16 protein-coding genes are annotated in these 18,329 nt (G+C 70.9%); 8 read left to right on the forward strand and 8 right to left on the reverse strand.

What is annotated here, in order from left to right:
• Positions 1-95 precede the first annotated feature (95 nt).
• The 3 genes from ABEA39_RS00825 to ABEA39_RS00835 all read right to left on the reverse strand — a co-directional run bounded on the left by ABEA39_RS00825 (position 96) and on the right by ABEA39_RS00835 (position 3,728).
• Positions 96-1,475 carry an NtaA/DmoA family FMN-dependent monooxygenase gene (locus tag ABEA39_RS00825; RefSeq protein WP_345372100.1) on the reverse strand — a complete coding sequence of 460 codons (1,380 nt, stop codon included), beginning with the start codon at positions 1,473-1,475 and terminating at the stop codon, positions 96-98.
• Between the two features lie 91 nt (positions 1,476-1,566).
• A complete protein-coding gene (locus tag ABEA39_RS00830; protein WP_345372102.1) occupies positions 1,567-2,154 on the reverse strand; it encodes a hypothetical protein in 588 nt (195 codons plus the stop codon).
• A 65-nt stretch (positions 2,155-2,219) separates the two neighbouring features.
• Entirely contained in the window at positions 2,220-3,728 is a 1,509-nt protein-coding gene (locus tag ABEA39_RS00835; protein ID WP_345372104.1) for a reverse transcriptase family protein, read from the reverse strand.
• A 232-nt stretch (positions 3,729-3,960) separates the two neighbouring features.
• Between ABEA39_RS00835 and ABEA39_RS00840 the strand changes: the two genes are divergently transcribed.
• Together ABEA39_RS00840 and ABEA39_RS00845 are read left to right on the forward strand one after the other, a co-directional pair.
• Complete coding sequence (locus ABEA39_RS00840) at positions 3,961-5,088, forward strand: glycoside hydrolase family 16 protein (protein ID WP_345372106.1); 1,128 nt, start codon at positions 3,961-3,963, stop codon at positions 5,086-5,088.
• 43 nt (positions 5,089-5,131) lie between these two features.
• Positions 5,132-6,064, forward strand: a complete 933-nt coding sequence (locus tag ABEA39_RS00845) for a carbohydrate kinase family protein (protein ID WP_345372109.1) — start codon at positions 5,132-5,134, stop codon at positions 6,062-6,064.
• A gap of 6 nt (positions 6,065-6,070) precedes the next feature.
• Here the strand turns inward: ABEA39_RS00845 and ABEA39_RS00850 are convergent, their stop codons facing one another.
• From ABEA39_RS00850 to ABEA39_RS00860, 3 genes are all read right to left on the reverse strand, one after another.
• Positions 6,071-6,559, reverse strand: a complete 489-nt coding sequence (locus tag ABEA39_RS00850; protein WP_345372111.1) for a DUF805 domain-containing protein — start codon at positions 6,557-6,559, stop codon at positions 6,071-6,073.
• Positions 6,560-6,689: 130 nt separating this feature from the next.
• Entirely contained in the window at positions 6,690-7,958 is a 1,269-nt protein-coding gene (locus tag ABEA39_RS00855; protein ID WP_345372114.1) for an NAD(P)/FAD-dependent oxidoreductase, read from the reverse strand.
• Between the two features lie 28 nt (positions 7,959-7,986).
• A complete protein-coding gene (locus ABEA39_RS00860; RefSeq protein ID WP_345372116.1) occupies positions 7,987-10,068 on the reverse strand; it encodes an acyl-CoA dehydrogenase family protein in 2,082 nt (693 codons plus the stop codon).
• 219 nt (positions 10,069-10,287) lie between these two features.
• On the opposite strand from ABEA39_RS00860, the gene ABEA39_RS00865 reads away from it, so the two are divergent.
• The 5 genes from ABEA39_RS00865 to ABEA39_RS00885 all read left to right on the forward strand — a co-directional run bounded on the left by ABEA39_RS00865 (position 10,288) and on the right by ABEA39_RS00885 (position 16,330).
• Positions 10,288-10,950: a TetR/AcrR family transcriptional regulator gene (locus ABEA39_RS00865; RefSeq protein ID WP_345372118.1), complete on the forward strand. Its 663-nt coding sequence runs from the start codon at positions 10,288-10,290 to the stop codon at positions 10,948-10,950.
• Positions 10,951-11,036: 86 nt separating this feature from the next.
• A complete protein-coding gene (locus tag ABEA39_RS00870; protein WP_345372120.1) occupies positions 11,037-13,565 on the forward strand; it encodes an MMPL family transporter in 2,529 nt (842 codons plus the stop codon).
• A gap of 200 nt (positions 13,566-13,765) precedes the next feature.
• A complete protein-coding gene (locus ABEA39_RS00875; RefSeq protein ID WP_345372122.1) occupies positions 13,766-14,212 on the forward strand; it encodes a MarR family winged helix-turn-helix transcriptional regulator in 447 nt (148 codons plus the stop codon).
• A gap of 73 nt (positions 14,213-14,285) precedes the next feature.
• A complete protein-coding gene (locus tag ABEA39_RS00880; RefSeq protein ID WP_345372124.1) occupies positions 14,286-14,852 on the forward strand; it encodes a cysteine hydrolase family protein in 567 nt (188 codons plus the stop codon).
• Positions 14,849-16,330 (forward strand): MFS transporter, encoded by a 1,482-nt coding sequence (locus ABEA39_RS00885; RefSeq protein WP_345372126.1) that lies wholly within the window; start codon positions 14,849-14,851, stop codon positions 16,328-16,330. Before ABEA39_RS00880 ends, ABEA39_RS00885 begins: the two co-directional genes overlap by 4 nt.
• Positions 16,331-16,468: 138 nt before the next feature.
• Here the strand turns inward: ABEA39_RS00885 and ABEA39_RS00890 are convergent, their stop codons facing one another.
• Positions 16,469-16,819 carry a hypothetical protein gene (locus tag ABEA39_RS00890; protein WP_345372128.1) on the reverse strand — a complete coding sequence of 117 codons (351 nt, stop codon included), beginning with the start codon at positions 16,817-16,819 and terminating at the stop codon, positions 16,469-16,471.
• Between the two features lie 140 nt (positions 16,820-16,959).
• On the reverse strand, positions 16,960-17,433 hold the full coding sequence (locus ABEA39_RS00895; protein ID WP_345372130.1) for a MarR family winged helix-turn-helix transcriptional regulator: 474 nt from the start codon (positions 17,431-17,433) through the stop codon (positions 16,960-16,962).
• A gap of 261 nt (positions 17,434-17,694) precedes the next feature.
• On the opposite strand from ABEA39_RS00895, the gene ABEA39_RS00900 reads away from it, so the two are divergent.
• On the forward strand, positions 17,695-18,303 hold the full coding sequence (locus ABEA39_RS00900) for a hypothetical protein (RefSeq protein ID WP_345372132.1): 609 nt from the start codon (positions 17,695-17,697) through the stop codon (positions 18,301-18,303).
• The last annotated feature ends 26 nt before the right edge of the window (positions 18,304-18,329 follow it).

Below are 18,329 nucleotides of genomic sequence, written 5' to 3' on the forward strand. Positions count from 1 at the left end.
CCCGCACGCCTGCCTCGGGGCACACGAAAGCGGCACGAACACCACTCCTCGGAGGGGCGTTCGTGCCGCTTCGGTGTGTCCAGGGCAGGGGCGGGCTAGGAGCGCCCGACCCGCAGCGTGTGACCGGGGTGCGTCGCCGGCAGGTGCGGACCGCCGCCGGGGAACAGGCGCTCGCGCAGGGTCGGGGGATGCGCATCCCCCGTCTCCGCATCGGGCAGGGGTGCGAGCAGCCCCCGCTCGCGCAGCTCGGGGACGACGAGGTCGAAGAAGGAGGCCGAGTCGCCCGTGGGGCCGGGCTGGACGAGGAGGCCGTCGGCGCCGGTGTGCGCCATCAGGCTCTCCACCTGGTCGACGGCTTCGGCGGCCGTGCCGATGAACGGATCGCCCATGACGCCGTTGACGCGGAACTCCTCGAGGATCTCCGCGACGGTGGGCGCCGCCGTCACGCCGTCGCCCGTGAATCGCTCGATGTTGGTGCGGCCCTGCTCGCTCTCGGTCGAGGCGAGGGGCTTCGACGGATCCATGTCGAGCAGGTTGAGTCCGGTGAAGAAGGCGTACTGCACGCCGGCGTCCTCGGTCGTCACGAAGGCCGTGATCCGCTCCCGGAGCGCGGTCGCCTCGGCCGTCGTCGGGGCGACGATGAAGGTGCCGGCGACGAGGAACTTGATCGCGTCGGGCTCTCGACCCGCGGCCACGGCCCGCGCGCGGATGTCGGCGATCTGGTCGCGAACGGCATCGGGCTCGGCGGCCAGGAACACGGCCTCGGCGTAGCGGGCTGCGAGATCGCGGCCCTTCGTCGACGCGCCGGCCTGGAACAGCAGGGGCGTGCGCTGCGGCGACGGGGGAGTCGTGAACACTCCGTCGGCCGTGTAGAACGGCCCTTCGTGGTGGATCTCGTGCACCTTCGACCCGTCGGCGTACACGCCCGCCTCGCGGTCGACCCGGAGGGCGTCGTCCTCCCAGGAGCCCTCCCACAGGGTCATCGTGAGGGTGAGGTAGTCCTCGGCGGCGGTGTAGCGGTCGTCGTGGTTGCGCATCGGCTCGCCGAAGAGGCGGGCGGACGCGTTCTGGCCGGCACCGGTGACGACGTTCCAGCCCATGCGGCCGTTCGCGAGGTGGTCGAGCGTCGCCATGCGGCGGGCGAGGGCCGGGGGACGCTCGACGCTCGTCGACATCGTGACGACGAGGCCGAGCGAGTCGGTGACGGCGGCCATGGCGCCCATCACCATGGACGGGTCGCCGCGCGGGAAGAGGAGGGCGTGCTCGACGGCCGTGGGCGACACCTCACCGTGGATGAGGGGATAGCCGAAGTCGTCGGCGATGAAGAGGAAGTCGACGCCCGCCGCCTCCGAGCGCTTCGCCAGGCCGGTCCAGTAGTCGAGGGTGAGGAAGGTCGGCGTGGTGTTCTCCGGCAGGCGCCACGAGCCCGACAGGCCCATCGTCTGGAACATGCCGATGGTCAGGGGCTGGGGCATGACGGGCCTCTCGTCGTCGCTCGATGAACCGTTCGGTTCATCCTGTGCGATCCACTCTGCCTCACGCATGTGACAGCGGTGTTACACGACCTCAGTGGACGACGCCACGCTCGATCCGACCGTCGAGATGATCGACCAGGGCGAAGGCGAGCGGCTCGACGAGAGGGCCGGGGCGGTGCTCCGACCAGTTCGCCTCGAAGCGCTCGCGGAAGCCGGCGGTCCAGGGCTGCGTGACGCCTCCGGACGAGTAGGGCGTGGACCAGCGCCACAGGAGCTGGCCGCGGCGGTTCACTTCGACGTCGTTCGCGCCGGGACCGACGACGATCGGGTTCGGGATCACGCAGAGGAGCGGGGCGTCGGGCCGCGGGTCGGCATCGAGGGCCGGTGGACGCGTGGTGAGCATCGTGTACGGGAGCGCGACGCCGCGGGTCGTCAGGGCGAAGAGCTCGAGGGGCCAGCAGGCCGCGACCGTCTTGAAGACCTCGGCCCCGTGCGAGCCACGGCCGGCCATGACCGTGTCGACCGGCTCGATTCCCCGACGGCGGAAGGCGATGGCGGTCTCGGCGAGGAGCGACTCGAACGCCCAGCGCCCCGCGACCTCCTCGGTCTCCTCCGGCAGCGCCGTCACCCCGCGTCTCGGGCGGGCGAACCGCTCCACGGCCTCGTCGAGCTCGCTCATTCCGCCCCTTTCGTCGGCCAGTCACGTTACCCGGGCCGGCAGCCCGGACTCCGCAGGCAGGCGGGTCACCAGCGGATGCGGTCGAACTCGCGGCGCAGGCGCGCGCCGCGGCCCGGGTTCAGCGCCGTCACCCAGGCGATGCGTCCCAGGAGGTGGGCGCGGTAGTCGGGGTGACCCCGGGCATCCTGCGTACCGGGCCCTTTCACGACGCAGTTGTGCAGCTCGGCCTTCACCGCGTCGTACTCGCGCCGCCCGAACCCCGTGGTCTCGTTCACGACGATGCCGGTCACCGTCTGCCGCACACCCCGTCGGCGCACGCGCGTCTTGCGGACGTTCAGCGAATACCCCTCGTCGGTCACGATGCGGTCGACGCCGCGCACGAACGCGTCGACGCGGGACGCCAGCGCCGACCCGCCGCTGAACGCCAGGTCGTCGGCGTACCGCGTGTAGACGGCGCCGACCGAGGTCGCCCAGCCCGCGAGGCGCGAGTCGAGCCGCCGCACCGCGAGGTTCGCCAGCATCGGCGAGGTGGGGGAGCCCTGCGGCAGGTGCGGGAGAGCCAGCGCGCGGCGGAGGGCGAAGCGCTCGTCGGGGGAGCCTCCCGGGGGCATGAGCGAGAGGATGCGAGGCGGGACGGAATGCGTGCAGAGTCCGGTCAGCGTGTGCGCCACCGCCTCGGGGAGCCCCGCCTGCCGGAACACGCTGTACACCTTCCGCGCCGGCACCCGCGCGAAGAACGACACCAGGTCGAGCCCGATCACGACCTCTTGCCCGGTGTGCAGGGCGGCTCCGGTCACGGCGCTCCGGCCGGGGACGAATCCGTGGGCGGCGTCGTTCAGCGGCAGCCGGTCGAGCAGCTCGTCGAGCACGGTGCGCTGCATCCCCTTGAGGAGGCCCTGCGGCACCTCGAGAAGTCGTGGGACCCGCCCCGGTCGCGCCCGCCACTCGTAGCGGTAGTGATGCAGGGGGCCGGCCGGGGCGCGGCGGTTCCACAGTTTCGTGTCGGCGAACCAGGCGAGCCGCGAGGAATCCGTGCCGAGGGCCCGGGCGAGGTCCGTCACGGTGGCGAGCCCGAGCATCCCCCGATCGTCGGGGTTCCGCGACGACGGCGGCTCGACGCGCCACGAGGCGATCGTCAGCGGCAGGCGACGTGCCGAGCGCTCGACGGCTTCGGCGAAACCCGGAGAGTCGAGGATGCGGCGGCTCAGCTCGCGAGGAGCGTCGCGCGGCGGCCGGTGGTGGGCTCGGAGCACGTGCCCGACCACCGGCACGACGAACCGGCGGGGCCCGCCCAGGCAGACGGCGGCGGCTTCGCGGAGCCCGGAGGCGTTCCAGGAGGGGGCTGCGAGGAACGCATCTGCGAGGGCTGCGGCGACATGAGGTGGCGTGGGATGCACGGACCGGGCCTGCAGACGGCTTCCGGGTGACTCGTCCGTCGGTGCGGGGGGCGTGCCGTGCGAAGCACGGTTAGCCTCCTGCGGGGTGGTGGCCTGGTCGATCTTCGTTCCCCGGGGGAGCCCCGGAGAGGACGACGCGGAACCCGCGTCGTCCGCCTCACCCGGAAGTCGCCGCATCCGGTCAGGCTAGCGGCCCCTCGGATCCACCGACAGGGCCGGCGTCCTGCGCCCGCCTGGCGCCGTTCACAGACTCTGGCCCTCGGTCGGGGGGTATCATCCGTTTCACCCGCACGTGCACGACCCGATCCGCCCGCACGACCCGCCCCGCCCGACCGGCGCGACCCGCCCGCCCCAGCGAGTCACGTCTCCCGCCCGCTCGCCGAAGCCCTGCCGACCCGAAGGCCCGCCCATGCCTTTCTCTCGACCTCCTCGTACCCCGGAACCCGGTCCCGAGTCCGTCCGCCATCGCGAGACGTACCTGCCGCCCACCCCGGAGGAGTCCGCCGAGGTCCAGGCGTACGCCATCGCCGAGGCCGAGGCCAAGAAGCGCACCACTCGACGTGCCTTCCTCGGCGCGCTGGGCGGAGGCGCCGTCGTGGCCGCCGGTACCGCGTTCAGCCTGTTCGGGCCCTTCTCGAACGGCTCCCGAGCCGATCCGACGGCCGCACCCACCGCCTCGCCGCGCCGCTCCTCGACCCCGAGCGCGACGCCGTCGGCCTCGGCCACTCCGAGCGCGACGCCGACGCCGACGCCCACGGAGACCCCCACCGAGGCCCCGATTCCCGAAGCGACGGTCGCACCCCCGGTGGCCACCGCCGGCGCCGCCATGCCGGTGGGTACGGTGACCAGTGCGGGCATCACCTGGAAGCAGGTGTTCGCCGAGGACTTCGACCGCGACGCCGCTCTCGGGCGGGTCCTGTCCACCTACCCGCAGATGCAGGCCTACAGCGGCCAGAAGGACACCTCCGGCTACGGGCTCTACGCCCCGAACCAGGTGCTCAGCGTGTCGAACTCGGTCCTCGACTTCCACCTCCACTCGGTCGGCGGCCAGGCGCTCGTCGCCTCCGTCCTCCCCGACGGCTACGAGCCGCACCTGCACGCCCGGGTGTCGATCCGCTACCGAGCCGACGCGATCAACGGCTACAAGTTCGTCGGGATGCTGTGGCCCTCGTCGAACTCCTGGGCCGACGGCGAGATCGACTGGCCCGAGGCGAACCTCGTCGACAAGCCCCGGCCGGCGTCCGAGGTCGTCGGGGTGACCGATCCGGCCACGGGTTCGCCGCAGTTCTCGCCCGAGACCCAGTACTTCGCGCCGACCGACCAGAGCGACTGGCACGTGGCCACAACCGAGTGGATCGCCGGCCAGGTGCTCTTCTACTGGGACGGGGTCCTGCTCGCCACCACGTCGGAGGGCGTCCCGACAAAGCCCATGCGCGTCACCCTCCAGGCCGAGACCTGGTTGTACGCTGGCCCCGTTCCGTCGGGTGCCGACGGACACGTCCAGATCGACTGGGTCGCGATCTGGGAGCAGGCCTAGCCGCTCTCCGCGACCGGGGTCGACCCGCCCGAGGAGTCCCGCGATGCCCCCTGCCGACGCAGCCCCCACCAGCCCGACCGACCCCGTGTTCGTGGTGGGCGAGGCTCTGGTCGACATCGTGGACGACGCCGAGGGCCACCACGAGCATCCCGGGGGCAGCCCTCTGAACGTCGCGTACGGCCTGGCCCGTCTCGGGGTCCCGACCACCCTGCGGACCCGGTTCGGCCGCGACGCCCGCGGTCGGTCGCTCCGAGAGCACCTCGACCGGGCCGGCGTCGCCCTCGACCCGGCCTCGCTCACCTCCGAGCCGACCTCGACGGCTCTGGCCACGGTCGACGCCGAAGGGCACGCCGAGTACGAGTTCGAGATCGACTGGACCACGGGCGAGATCGAAGCGCCGCGGGATGCCCGGGTCGTCCACACGGGCTCCATCGCCACCGCTCTCGCTCCCGGCGCCGACGACGTGCTCCGTCTGTTCGAGCATGCCGCCCCCGGCACCCTCCTCACGTTCGATCCCAACGTCCGGCCGGGTGTGACACCCGATCGTGCCGCCGTCGTCGCCCGCGTCGACCGCCTCGCAGGACTCGCGCACGTGGTGAAGATGAGCGACGAGGACGCCGCGTGGCTGCATCCCGGGCTGTCGCTCGAGGCGGTCGTCGCCCACTATCTCGATGCGGGAGCGGCTCTCGTGGCGGTGACGCGGGGAGGCGACGGGTGCCTGGTGGCGGCGCCGGGCGTCCTCGTCTCCGAGCCGTCGCTCCCGGTGGCGGTCGTCGACACGATCGGCGCGGGGGACTCCTTCATGTCGGGGGCGATCTTCGCGATCCTCTCGCAGGGGCTCCGCGCCCGGATGCTCGATCGTTCGCTCTCCGAGGCCGACGTGCGGAGGATCGCCGAGGTGGCACTCCGAAGCGCGCGGGTCACGGTGTCGCGGGCGGGTGCGAATCCGCCGTCGGTAGCCGAGCTCGCCGGCTAGGAGTGATCAGCCGCGCGGACGGTCGAAGCGCTGCCCCTCGGGCTTCGGCGACTGCAGCAGCAGGATCAGCAGGACGATCCAGATGAAGTAGAAGAAGATGAAGCCCCACGCGTAGTTGGCGTCGTGCAGGCGCCGCACCGTGACGGCGAGGGTCGGCACGAGGACGGCGAGCGAGTAGAGGCCCACGATGACGCCGGCGATCGCCGACACGACGGCGGCGGCAGTGCCGTTGCTACCGCCCGCCAGCCCCACGACGGCGCCGATGATGCTGAAGACGATCTCGATGCCGATGACCACGACGACGTTGCCGAGCACGTAGAACCAGAACTCCGACGGCGCGGCGCGCCCGGTGAAGTCGGCGTACTTCGCGATGGCCCGACGCCAGCCGGGGATGAACGAGATGCCGTAGTGCGGCGCCCAGAGCGGCGGCTCGCCCTTCGGCGGGAACGGCTGCGCGGGCTGCTGGTAGGCGGGCGGCGGGGGGAAGTTCGTCATCGGAGATCCTTGAGCTCGGTGGAGGTGATCGGCACGAGCCTAGAGGACAGAGCGGTCTACCGGGAGGAGGCGGCCTCCCCGTGCTCGGACGCTCGGTGCGGGTGCGCGCGGGCCAGGCGCCGAGCCGCGGCTAGGGGCGGTCGCCGTTCGGCCGCACCGGCCGCACCTCGCCGACGATCGGCACGGCGCGCTTGTACCAGGGGCCGCCGTAGTGCAGGAAGAAGCGCACCATCGTGGCGACCCGGTTGCCGTTGCCGAGCAGGCTGTAGATGTGGATGCCCACCCAGAGCAGCCAGGCGGGGAAGCCCGTCATCGTGGTGCGGCTCGAGAGCTGCACGACCGCCGAGTAGCGGCCGATCGTGGCCATGGTGCCCTTGTCGTGGTAGACGAAGGTCTCGGGCTCCAGCCCCTCGAGGTCGCGGGCGATCTGTCGGCCGATGTGGTCGCCGCCCTGGATGGCGGGCTGCGCCAGCTGGGCGAGGTCGTCGGGGGAGGCCGCGATGTCGCCGGCAGCGTAGATGCGGTCGCGGCCCGTCACGGCGAGGGTCGCGTCGACCGTGATGCGGCCGCCCTGCGTCTGGGGCACGCCCCACTCGGCGACTTCGGGGTGCGCGGTGACGCCGGTCGCCCAGATGACGAGTTCGGCGGGGATGGTGTTGCCGTCGGACAGGCAGACGCCGGTCTCGGTGACCTCGGTGACGCCCGCGCCGAAGCGCAGCACGACGTTGCGCTTGCGGAGACTCTTGGCGGCATAGCGGCGGAGCCGGCCGGCGAACGGCTTCAGGAGCTCGGCCCCGCGGTGCACCAGCGTGATCGTGACGCTGTCGGCTCGCAGCTCGGGGTAGGCGTCGCGGAGCGCCTGGTCGCGCAGCTCGGCGAGGGCCCCGGCCATCTCGACGCCGGTCGCGCCGCCGCCCGCGATGACGACCCGGACCTCGGCGTCGCCCTCGGAGGCCGCCGCCTTCTCCATCTGGGTGAAGAGCTCGTCACGAATCCGCATGGCCTGCGAGCGGGAGTAGAGCGACTTCGAGTACTCCTCGGCCCCGGGTGTGCCGAAGAAGTTCGTGCCGACGCCGTTGGCCAGCACGAGGTAGTCGTAGGCCATCGTCTCGCCGTCGTGGAGCTCGATCTCCCGCTTGTCGGCGTGGATCCGCGTGAGGAGGCCGTGGTAGAACGACGCGTTGGGCTGGGTGCGACGGAGGCTGCGCAGGAAGAACGTGACGTCGCCCGGGTTCAGCCCGCTGGTGGCCACCTGGTAGAGCAGCGGCTGGAACGTGTTGTAGATGTGACGGTCGATCAGAGTGACGGTCACGGGGGCGTGGCGGAGGGCCCGCAGCGCGGCGACACCGGCGAACCCCCCTCCCACGATGATCACGTGCGGCGTGGTGCTGGTGCTCAAGCGTCTTCCTCCCCTAGAGGAGTCCAGGCTATCGGTGCGGAGCCTTCTCGGGGCGCGGCGCCGCACCCGACTCGTGTTGCGCACGCACGTACGCGAAGGCCTCGTCCTGCCGCGCTCGTTCCGCTCCGGTCGCGATGGGGGCTCGGACCTGCTCCGGCGCGAAGCCGAACGCCTCGACCAGGTCGAGGGCGTGCGGTCGCAGTCGGGGCAGCAGCCGATCGTCGATGTAGTCCGTCACCGAGACCGCCCGCTTCGTCGAGAGGCGCCCGTGGATCAGGTACCAGGCCAGGTGCTTCTCGATCAGGCCGAGGCCGAACAGGTCGCGCAGCCAGGTGAGGACGCTTCGCGTGCCGTGGTCGTCGATCCGACCGAGGGCGTCGGTGAAGGCCTCCCACTGCAGCAGTTCGGCGTGTGCGCGCGCGGCCTCGATCACCTCGTCCTGGTTCGCGTCGAAGAGCCGGGCGGCGTCGCTCGCCGACAGGTGTGCTGCGGCACGGAGTCGAAGGGCCACGTCGGCGACCATCGTCTCGACGCGTCCGGTCAGGAGCTGTCGCTGCGACTCGGCGTCGCGCACGTGGCCGACCGAGCGACCGGTGGATCCGAGATCCGTCACCGTCTGGGCGAGCTGCCGCAACCCCGAGCGGTCGACGCCCGTCTGGCCGACCTGGCCCGCCACGAGGCCCGCCCTCGTGCGCGCGTCGACACCGCGGAAGCGCTTCGAGTAGTCGCCGAGCAGCCGCTTGGCGACCAGTTGGAGCAGGACCGTGTTGTCGCCCTCGAACGTCGCGTAGACGTCGAGGTCGGCGCGGAGCTGCGTGAGCCGGTTCTCGGCCAGGAAGCCCGCACCCCCGCATGCTTCGCGGGCCTCCTGCAGGATGTCGAGGGCGTTCCAGGTGCTGAGTGGCTTGAGGGCGGCGGCGAGGGTCTCGAGGTCCTGGCGGTCGTCGTCGGTCGCGTGCTCGCCCGAGAACACGCCGTCGAAGGCGGTCAGGAGGCGCTCATGGGCGAACCCCATCGCGTAGGTCGTGGCGAGCCGGGGGAGCAGCCGCCGCTGATGGCGCTGGTAGTCGAGCAGCACCTCTTCGCGCTCGGGGTCGGAAGCCGTGAACTGCCGCCGCTCCGAGCCGTAGCGGACGGCGATCGTCAGAGCTAGCTTGGATGCGACCACGGCCGCGCCGTCGAGCGAGACGCGGCCCTGCACGAGGGTTCCGAGCATGGTGAAGAACCGGCGGCCCGGGCTCGGGATCGGCGAGGTGTAGCTGCCGTCCGGAGCGACGTCGCCGTAGCGGTTCAGCAGATTGGTGCGGGGGATCCGGACGTGGTCGAAGTGCAGTCGCCCGTTGTCGATCCCGTTGAGGCCGCCCTTGCGCCCGTCGTCCTCGCCGCCGACGCCCGGCAGGAAGCCGTTCTTGTCGCGGATCGGCACGTAGAAGCAGTGAACGCCGTGGCTGACGCCGTTCGTGATCAGCTGCGCGAAGACCGTCGCCGCGAGGCCGTCCTTCGCGGCGTTGCCGAGGTAGTCCTTCCACGCCGCCCGGAACGGGGTGTGGATCACGAACTCCTCGGTCTCCGGGTCGTAGGTCGCCGTCGTGCCGATGGACGCGACGTCGGACCCGTGGCCGGTCTCGGTCATGGCGAAGGCCCCGGGCACGTCGAGACTCATGATGCCGGGCAGGAAGGCGTCGTGGTGGGTCTGGGTGCCGAGGTGTAGGACGGCCGACCCGAAGAGGCCCCATTGCACGCCCGCCTTGATCTGCAGGGACGGGTCGGCGGTGACGAGCTCTTCGAAGGCGGCGATGTTGCCGCCGTGGTCGTCGTGGCCGCCGAGCCGGGTCGGGAACGCCCGGAGGACCGCGTCGTGCTCGAGGAGGTGGTGCAGCTGGCCCGTGACGCGGGCGCGGTGCTCGTCGAGCGAGAGGCCGTCGACGAAGTGCAGGGCGGGATCGCGGGTGAGGGCCCGAGAGGCGAGTCGCGCCTCGGACCAGCGGCCGAGCAGCACGCGACCGAGCGTCTCGACGTCGAGACGGGGGGCTTCGGCCGAGGCGCCGGGCAGGGCATCCCCCGATCGGTTCTTCGCCGGGGTCTGGGTGCGGTCGTCGAGTCGTGTCATCGTCGGTGAATCCTTCCTCCCGGAGTCGGCGTCGACCCCACCGGGAACGTTAGGACGCTCGGACCGCGACGAGAAAACGGTGGTGGATGCGCCACGAACTTTCCGGCCCCGCTCGGGAGGCCGATTGCGGAATCCTCCAAGCCCACCCGGTGCTGAGACCCTGCTGGCAATCGAGACTCAAGCGTGCACTCGATGCATCGATGCACTTAGTGTGAACGAGTGACCAGCCCCGCCGTCCCCGCGCCGACCGTCGCGCCCGACCGCCGAGCTGCTCTGAAGGCCCGACACCGGAGCGCCATTCTGGCGGCGGCCCGTGAGCTCGTCGACGAGAGGGGCGGTCCTCAGTTCACCGTCGACGAACTCGCCGAACGGGCCGACGTCGCGCGCCGCACGATTTTCAACCACTTCGCCTCGCTCGACGAGGTGCTCCTGCGGCTCTGCGGCGACGCCCTCGACGTGCTGATCGACGACTTCGTCGCGACCGTGGCGGCCGCGCCCGTCGGCGAGGGCACCCGCGCCTCGCTCTTCGACGACATCGCCTCGTCGATCCGGTCGACCGACCTGCCCGGAGCCATCGCCTCCATCACCATCGTCTTCGGCCCGCCCGACCCCGACGACCCTCGCGGCCGGGCGTTGAGCGACGAGGCCTTTGCCCGCGTCGCCGCCCGCCTCCTCGACGAGGTCGTGCCCCGCAACCCGGGCGTGGACCGCCTCGAGGCCGAGATCTTGGTCGGCTCGCTGATCAACGGGATCATCGTCGTCGCCGGCCACTGGGTCCGGTCGACCGGAATCCGCCTCGACGACGAGGGTCGAGACGCCTGGCAGGGCCTGCTCACGACGATGATCGAAAGCGTACGCTCCGGATATCGTCCGACCTCCTGAATTTCTCCACCACCATCGGGGTCCACCGGCGCACCCCACTCCTCCCACCCGCCCCTCGGGGCACCTCTGAAAGGAATGGGCACCGCATGGCCGGTCTCCTCTACCGCCTCGGCCGATTCTCGGCCCGCCGCCACTGGGTCGTGATCGTGGCGTGGTTCGTGATCATCGCGCTCGCCGGGGTCGCGTTCTCGCTGTTCAAGGGCCCCGTCTCGTCGGCCATCACCATTCCGGGCACCCCAACGGCCACCGTCACCGACGAGCTCGCCGCCAAGTTCCCCTCCGCCTCGGGCGGCAGCGGCACCGTCGTCTTCGAGACGAAAGACGGCAAGGCCTTCACCGCTTCGGAGAAGGCGGGCGTCGAGTCGACCCTGAAGAAGTACACCGAACAGAGCGGCGTGAAGGCGGCCACGAACCCCTTCACGACCCAGGACCAGCTGACGGCCCAGAAGCAGAAGGTGACCGACGGTCGGGACCAGATCACGGCCGCCAAGGCCCAGATCGCGGCCGGCCAGGAGCAGCTCGACGCGGCGAAGGCGCAGGCGCAGGCCGCCGGTCAGCTGGCGGCGGCGCAGGCCCAGCTCGACCAGCAGCAGGCGACGCTCGACGCGAGCACGAAGAAGATCGATGCGCAGAGCGCCACGCTCGAGCAGGGCTCGAAGCTGCTCGACCTCGCCGCCAATATCCGCTTCGTCTCGAAGGACGGCTCGTCCGCCGTCTCGACCGTGCAGTTCACCAAGGGCATCTACGACGTCGACCCCGACCTCAAGACGAAGATCGTCCAGCTGTCCGACGACGCCAACATCTCGGGCGTGAACGTGTACGTGTCGAACGACATCGCGCAGGGGGTCCCGAGCATCGTCGGACCGGGTGAGGTCGTCGGCATCATCGTGGCCGCCATCGTGCTGCTCATCATGCTCGGCACGGTCATCGGCGCGGGGCTCCCGCTCCTCGGCGCACTCGTCGGACTCGGCGCCTCGGTGCTCGGCTCGATGGCCTTCTCGGGCCTCGTGCAGTTCAACTCGGTCACCACCGTCCTCGGCATCATGCTGGGGTTGGCGGTCGGAATCGACTACTCGCTGTTCATCCTCAACCGGCACCGCAACCAGTTGAAGCAGGGCATGAAGCTGCACGAGTCCATCGGCCTCGCGAACGGCACCTCGGGCAACGCGGTGGTGTTCGCCGGCACGACGGTCATCGTCGCCCTCCTCGCGCTCAACATCACGGGTATCCCGTTCCTGGGCCTGATGGGCACCGTCGGAGCCGTCGCCGTGGCCGTCGCCATCCTCGTCGCCGTCAGCTTCACGCCCGCGATGATGGGCCTCGTCGGGATGAAGATCCTGCGCAGGAAAGAGCGTGCCGCCATCGGCAACACGGCCTCCACGCGCGTTCCCAACAAGCCCATGAACACCGTCCGCGCCATCGTCACGGTCGTCCTCGGCATCGCCGTCCTCGGCTCGATCGCGCTGCCGGCGATGCAGATGCGCCTCGGCCTTCCGGACGGCTCCGCGGAGGCCACCGACTCGAGCCAGTACAAGGCGTTCAAGACCGTCGAGAACAGGTTCGGCGCCGGTCAGAACGGGCCTCTGCTCGTCGTCGCCGACCTGCCGTCGAAGGTGAGCGGCGACTCGCTGACCGCCGTCGAGGTCACGATCGGCGAGAAGATCGCCTCGCTCGACAACGTGTCGGCGCTGGCCCCCATCGGCGCCTCGAAGGACGGCACGGTCGTGGCCTTCCAGGTGATCCCGACCGGAGGCCCGTCCAGCGTCTCGACCGAGAACCTGGTGCACGACCTCCGCGACCTGCCCGGCGTGAAGGTCACCGGCGGCACGGCCACGCTCGGCGTCGCCGGCAACGCGAGCGCCCAGATCGACGTCTCCGAGAAGCTCTCGGCCGTGCTTCCGCTCTACCTGGTCGTGGTCGTCGGCCTCTCGCTGATCATCCTGATCATCGTGTTCCGCTCGATCCTCGTGCCCGTCACTGCGACGGCCGGGTTCGTGCTGTCGCTCCTGGCGACCTTCGGCGGCCTGACCGCGATCTACCAGTTCGGCTGGCTGTCGGCGGTGTTCGGAACGCACGACCCGGGCCCCATCCTGAGCTTCTTGCCGATCATCGAGGTGGGCGTGCTGTTCGGGCTGGCGATGGACTACCAGCTGTTCCTCGTGTCGGGCATGCGGGAGTCGTTCGCGCACGGTGCCCCCGCCAAGATCGCCGTGCAGCGGGGCCTCCGCAACGGTCGTCCGGTGGTCATGGCCGCCGCGATCATCATGATGAGCGTGTTCGCCGGCTTCATCTTCTCCGACTCGTCGACCATCCGGCCGATCGGCTTCGGGCTGGCGTTCGGTGTCCTCGTCGACGCGTTCGTGGTCCGGTTGCTGCTCATCCCGGCGGCCATGCACCTGCTCGGCAAGACGGCCTGGTGGTTCCCGAAGTGGCTCGACCGGATCCTCCCGGACGTCGACGTCGAGGGTGCCAAGCTCGAACGAGGCCACGTGGGCGAGGTCGCGGCGCCGGAGGGTGAACTCGCGTCCGCCGGAGTCGCAGCCGGGGCCCACGCCGGCCCCGAGCATCCCGCGCACACCGTCGAGCACCGCGACCACCCGTCGCACAAGGCCTGACGTACCGCACCACCGCATCACCGCACCACCGCATCACCGCACCACCGATCGACTGGTCGTTTTCGGGGCCCCCTCCACGGAGGGGAGCCCCGGGAGCGGCCTTTCGTCGTCACGGGGGGCCGGGCGGCGCCAGCGGGGCGCCTGGCGCGGAGATAGTAAGGCAACTGCACAGTTGACTGATTAAGTGATACAGTCGCAGCATGACGAAGCACGAGCATCCCCCGGTCGACGTGTCGACGGTCGTCACCGACCTCCGGGTCGTGCTCGGGCAGCTCCTTCGCCGGATGCGCCAGCAGAGCCCGGGCGACGACCTGACGAAGTCGCAGTCGGCGGTTCTCGGGCGCATCGAACGCGACGGGCCCACCACGGCGACCGCTCTGGCCCACGCCGAGGGCATCCGCCCCCAGTCGATGGGCGCCATCGTCACGGCTCTCGAGCAGGCCGGTTACGTGACTGGTGCGCCCGACCCCCGCGACGGCCGCAAGACGATCCTCAGCCTCACCGACACGGCCCGCGAGCACTACCGCTCGGGTCGCCTGGCGAAAGAGGACTGGATCACCGGCGCGCTCACAGCGACCCTGACGCCCGCCGAGATCGCCGAGCTGGCCTCCAGCATCGATCTCCTCCGGCGGATCGCCACCGCCTGACGCACCGCCGGCGCCTCGCGCACGCCTGGTGCGGCCTGCTTTTTCCCTCCGAGCACCTCACTTAAGGATTCCCATGCCCATCACCACTCTCGATCCCACCACCGCTCTGATCGTCATCGACCTCCAGGTCGGGATCACGGCCTACCCGCTCGCCCACCCGGTGGCCGGCGTCATCGAGCGGTCGGCCGCCCTCGCGGACGCGTTCCGTGCAGCGGGCCTGCCCGTCGTGCTCGTGAACGTGGCCGGGACCCCGACCGGGCGCACCGACCAGAGCGACGGCAGCCCGCGCTCGTTCCCCGAGGGGTTCGACGTGCTCATCCCCGAATTGAACGTGCAGCCGGGCGACCTCCTCGTCACGAAGCACGCCCGGAGCGCCTTCGCCCGCACCGGGCTGGTAGAACGACTCCGGGGCCTCGGGGTGACTCAGGTCGTGGTGACCGGGATCGCCACCGGCAGCGGCGTCGAGTCGACCGCCCGCGACGCCCACGAGCAGAACTTCCACGTCACCCTTCCGGTCGACGCCATGACCGACATGTCTCTCGCGAAGCACGACCACTCGATCGCCGAAGTGTTCCCGCGCATCGCCGAGACCGGAACCACCGACGACGTGCTCCGCGCCCTCGCCGCCAGCCGCTCGTGACGGCCGGGCCGGAGACGGCCGCGCAGGGCGCCGCGAGCTCCGCCGCGCATGCCGCCGCGAGCTCCGCCGCGCAGGCCGCCGCGAGCGGCCCGGGCGAGCCACCCACGCCCGTGGAGAAGGCCAAGCCCTTCGGCTGGCGCTTCGTCAGCCCGCTCCTCCTCGGCTCGAGCCTGAACCCGATCAACAGCTCGATGATCGCCACGGGCCTCGTCGGCATCGGCGTCGACTTCCACAAGGGGCCCGGCACCACCGCGTCGCTCATCTCGGTGCTCTACCTCTGCAGCGCCGTGATGCAGCCGACGATGGGCAAGCTGGCGCAGATCTTCGGCGCGCGGCGGATCTTCGTCACGGGCATCGTGATCCTGCTCGTCGCCGGCCTCGTCGGCACCCTCGCCCCGGCTTTCGGCTTCCTGCTGGTGTCACGGGCCCTGATCGGCGTCGGCACGTCGGCCGCCTATCCGACGGCCATGGCGCTGGTCCGCAAGCGAGCCGATTCGCTCGGCATGGGGGTGCCCAGCCGTGTGCTCGGCAACTTCTCCATCGCCTCGCAGGTCACCACCGTCATCGGTCTGCCGCTCGGAGGAGTCCTCGCCGGAGCGTTCGGCTGGCGCGCGATCTTCTTCGTGAACGTGCCGCTCGCCCTCGTCACCCTCGTCTTCACGCTCGTCGGAGTGGCGAAGGACGCCCCCGCCGCGACGGAACGCCACGGCTCGCTGTTCTCGACGATCGACGTGCCGGGCATCCTCCTCTTCGCCGGCACCATCGTCGGTCTGCTGCTGTTCCTGTCGAGCCTCGCCTCGCCGACGTGGTGGTTGCTCGCCTCGGCCGTCGTGCTCGGGGCGGCGCTCATCGCCTGGGAGCGCCGCAGTCGCACCCCCCTGATCGACGTGAGGATGCTCGCCCGCAACCAGGCGCTCTTCCGCACGTATCTCCGCCAGGCGCTCGTGAGTCTCGGCATCTACATCGCCCTGTACGGCACGAGCCAGTGGATGGAGGGCGCGGCGCACTACACGGCGTCGCAGGTGGGGCTGATCCTCCTGCCGCTCTCGGGCATCAGCATCGTGGTGGCGCGCTTCGTGTCGTCGCGCGGGTGGATCCGTCGGCCCCTGCTGCTGACGGGGGTGGCCCTCGTGCTGACCGGCGTCGTGATCGCGCTCACGAACCACTCGTCGAGCATCCTCGTCTTGATCGGCATGTCTCTGCTCTTCGGCTTCGCCAACGGGTTCTCGGGTTTCGCCAACCAGGCCACGCTGTACCTGCAGACGCCCGCCTCGGACGTCGCCGTCGCGTCGGGGCTCTACCGGACCTTCGCCTACTTCGGAGCGATCTTCTCGTCGAGCCTGATCGGTATCGCGTTCGGGTCGCAGGCGACCGACGCCGGGTTCCACGTGATCGCGGTGGTCATCGGCGTGATCGGGGTCGCGGTGCTGCTCATGACGCTGCTCGATCGGGCGATCCCGGCGCGCGCCGCCGCTTAGCCCGCCTCTGCTCCTGCGTCTTCCGTTCTGGCTCTGCCCCTCCCGGTCGGGAGGAGCGGGGAGACGGGGCGGGGACGGGGCGGGCATGGCAGGGCAGGGCAGGAAGGGCCGGGCAGAGCCGGGGGATGCACGGGTCGGCTAGTGCGCCGGCCCGAGCATGATCGCGAGGAGCGACGCCGCCCCGCCGACGATGAACAGGAGGGTGCCGAGCTGCATGGTGCGGGTCTTGTTGCGGTCGGCGACGGGCACGCTCACCTCGAGGATGGGGCAGCCCGACCAGCCGATGAGGCCGATGCTCAGGGCGACGACGCCGGCGGAGATCCACCAGAACACCTCGTCGCCGCCGGAGAGGAGCGACGGACGCCAGCCCGAGGCGAGCAGGAGACCCATCACGACCGCGATGCTCGTGACGGCGGCGGCGAACCACGCGGCTCCGATCCACATGATTCGCTGGACGTTCTTCTCGGGGGTCATCAGGTCGTGAGTCACGCAGACATCCTTCTCCGACCCGGCGGGATCCGCGAGCGGCGCGCCGCTCGGCCCAATCGAGAACGGCCGCAGCACCGTTCGGCGCCGACGTGAACGGCCGCCGCGCTGCTCGGCGCCGTCGAGAACGGGAGGCGCCGCGCTCAGGCCCCGGCGATCTCCTCGGCCTCGAGCCGCTCCGCCAGCGAGCGGAACAACGCCGTGACGGCGGCACGGTCGGCCGGGGCGACGACGGTCTCGGCGATGCGGGCGTAGAGCGCTCCGGCCCCCATCGCAGCCTCGACCCCGCTCGCGGTGAGGTAGAGGAGCGTGCTGCGGCGATCGAGGGGATGCGGCACCCGCGTCACGTAGCCGGCGCGTTCGATGCGATCGATGAGAGCGGTCATCGCACCCGAGGTGAGGCCGAGGGAGTCGCCGACCGCCTTGGTCGGGCTGCCGTCGCCGGCCGAGAGGTACACGAGGGCCTGGAAGTCGGTCAGCCCGAGGCCGGCGACGTGGGCGAACTGCTCTCGAACGAGGCGCGAGGCGACCTCGAGGCTCTGCCAGGCGATGAGGAGCTCGACGGTGGTCGGGTCGATGTCGCCCGGATGGCTCGTGCGAGCGGGGTCGTCAGTCATGGCGGCCTCCTTGTCACGCATCAGGATGGCAGATCATCGCATTCTCTTCAGGCGAATGTCCACAGGCCGAATGCCACGACCTCCGAAGAGGGGACATCGGCGCGCTTGTGGCCCGTCTCCGCGGCGCGTAATTTGGACAGAACCAGACGGTCCGGAGCCTCACTAGCTCCGCCTCGTCGGGCGCGTCTCACCAACGCGTCGTGCATCACCTGTAGAGCGACCGTCCGGTCGCCAGGATCAGCCCCTCTCGGGAGTACAGTCATGCCTTTCGTCACCCCGTTCACCGCCAAGATCGCGGCCTGGATCGCCATCCCCGCCGCTCTGATCGCCTCCGGCGTCATCGTCTCCGCCGCCTCGTACTCGGCGTTCTCGGCGACCACGTCGAACCCCACGAGCAACTGGCAGGCGGGGTCCGTGGCCCTGACCGACGACGACAACGGCGTCGCCCTGTTCACGGTGTCGCCGACCGTTCCCCTCAAGCCCGGTTCCACGGGGACGAACTGCATCGCCGTGACCTCGACGGGCAACCTCCCGTCGACGGTGAAGCTCTACGGCTCCAACTACGCCACGACCAACGGTCTGGCCGCCCAGCTCAGCCTGACCATCACCCAGGGCACCGGCGGCGGTTTCGGCACCTGCACCGGTTTCACCCCGCTCGCCACTGGGTCGAGCGTCTACTCGGGCACGGTGGCCGGCTTCGGCGGTGCCGCCACGACCTTCGCCACGGGCGTCGGATCCTGGGCCCCGACCGGCACCGCCAGCGAGACCCGCGTCTTCCAGTTCTCGTACACGCTCTCGCCCACCGCGCTCCCGACCGTCATGGGAGGGACCGCAGCCCTCGGCTTCACCTGGGAGGCCCAGAACAGCTGATCGACGAGAAGCGGCGGCTGAACGGA

It is taken from the genome of Frondihabitans cladoniiphilus (assembly GCF_039544345.1).
Lineage (GTDB): Bacteria > Actinomycetota > Actinomycetes > Actinomycetales > Microbacteriaceae > Frondihabitans > Frondihabitans cladoniiphilus.

What these genes read in the sequence shown, in the direction of transcription:
- ABEA39_RS00825 (WP_345372100.1), bottom strand. Translation starts at nt 1,475, where the DNA reads ATGCCCCAGCCCCTGACCATCGGCATGTTCCAGACGATGGGCCTGTCG.
- ABEA39_RS00830 (WP_345372102.1), bottom strand. Translation starts at nt 2,154, where the DNA reads ATGAGCGAGCTCGACGAGGCCGTGGAGCGGTTCGCCCGCCCGAGACGC.
- ABEA39_RS00835 (WP_345372104.1), bottom strand. Translation starts at nt 3,728, where the DNA reads ATGCGGCGACTTCCGGGTGAGGCGGACGACGCGGGTTCCGCGTCGTCC.
- ABEA39_RS00840 (WP_345372106.1), top strand. Translation starts at nt 3,961, where the DNA reads ATGCCTTTCTCTCGACCTCCTCGTACCCCGGAACCCGGTCCCGAGTCC.
- ABEA39_RS00845 (WP_345372109.1), top strand. Translation starts at nt 5,132, where the DNA reads ATGCCCCCTGCCGACGCAGCCCCCACCAGCCCGACCGACCCCGTGTTC.
- ABEA39_RS00850 (WP_345372111.1), bottom strand. Translation starts at nt 6,559, where the DNA reads ATGACGAACTTCCCCCCGCCGCCCGCCTACCAGCAGCCCGCGCAGCCG.
- ABEA39_RS00860 (WP_345372116.1), bottom strand. Translation starts at nt 10,068, where the DNA reads ATGACACGACTCGACGACCGCACCCAGACCCCGGCGAAGAACCGATCG.
- ABEA39_RS00870 (WP_345372120.1), top strand. Translation starts at nt 11,037, where the DNA reads ATGGCCGGTCTCCTCTACCGCCTCGGCCGATTCTCGGCCCGCCGCCAC.
- ABEA39_RS00875 (WP_345372122.1), top strand. Translation starts at nt 13,766, where the DNA reads ATGACGAAGCACGAGCATCCCCCGGTCGACGTGTCGACGGTCGTCACC.
- ABEA39_RS00880 (WP_345372124.1), top strand. Translation starts at nt 14,286, where the DNA reads ATGCCCATCACCACTCTCGATCCCACCACCGCTCTGATCGTCATCGAC.
- ABEA39_RS00895 (WP_345372130.1), bottom strand. Translation starts at nt 17,433, where the DNA reads ATGACTGACGACCCCGCTCGCACGAGCCATCCGGGCGACATCGACCCG.
- ABEA39_RS00900 (WP_345372132.1), top strand. Translation starts at nt 17,695, where the DNA reads ATGCCTTTCGTCACCCCGTTCACCGCCAAGATCGCGGCCTGGATCGCC.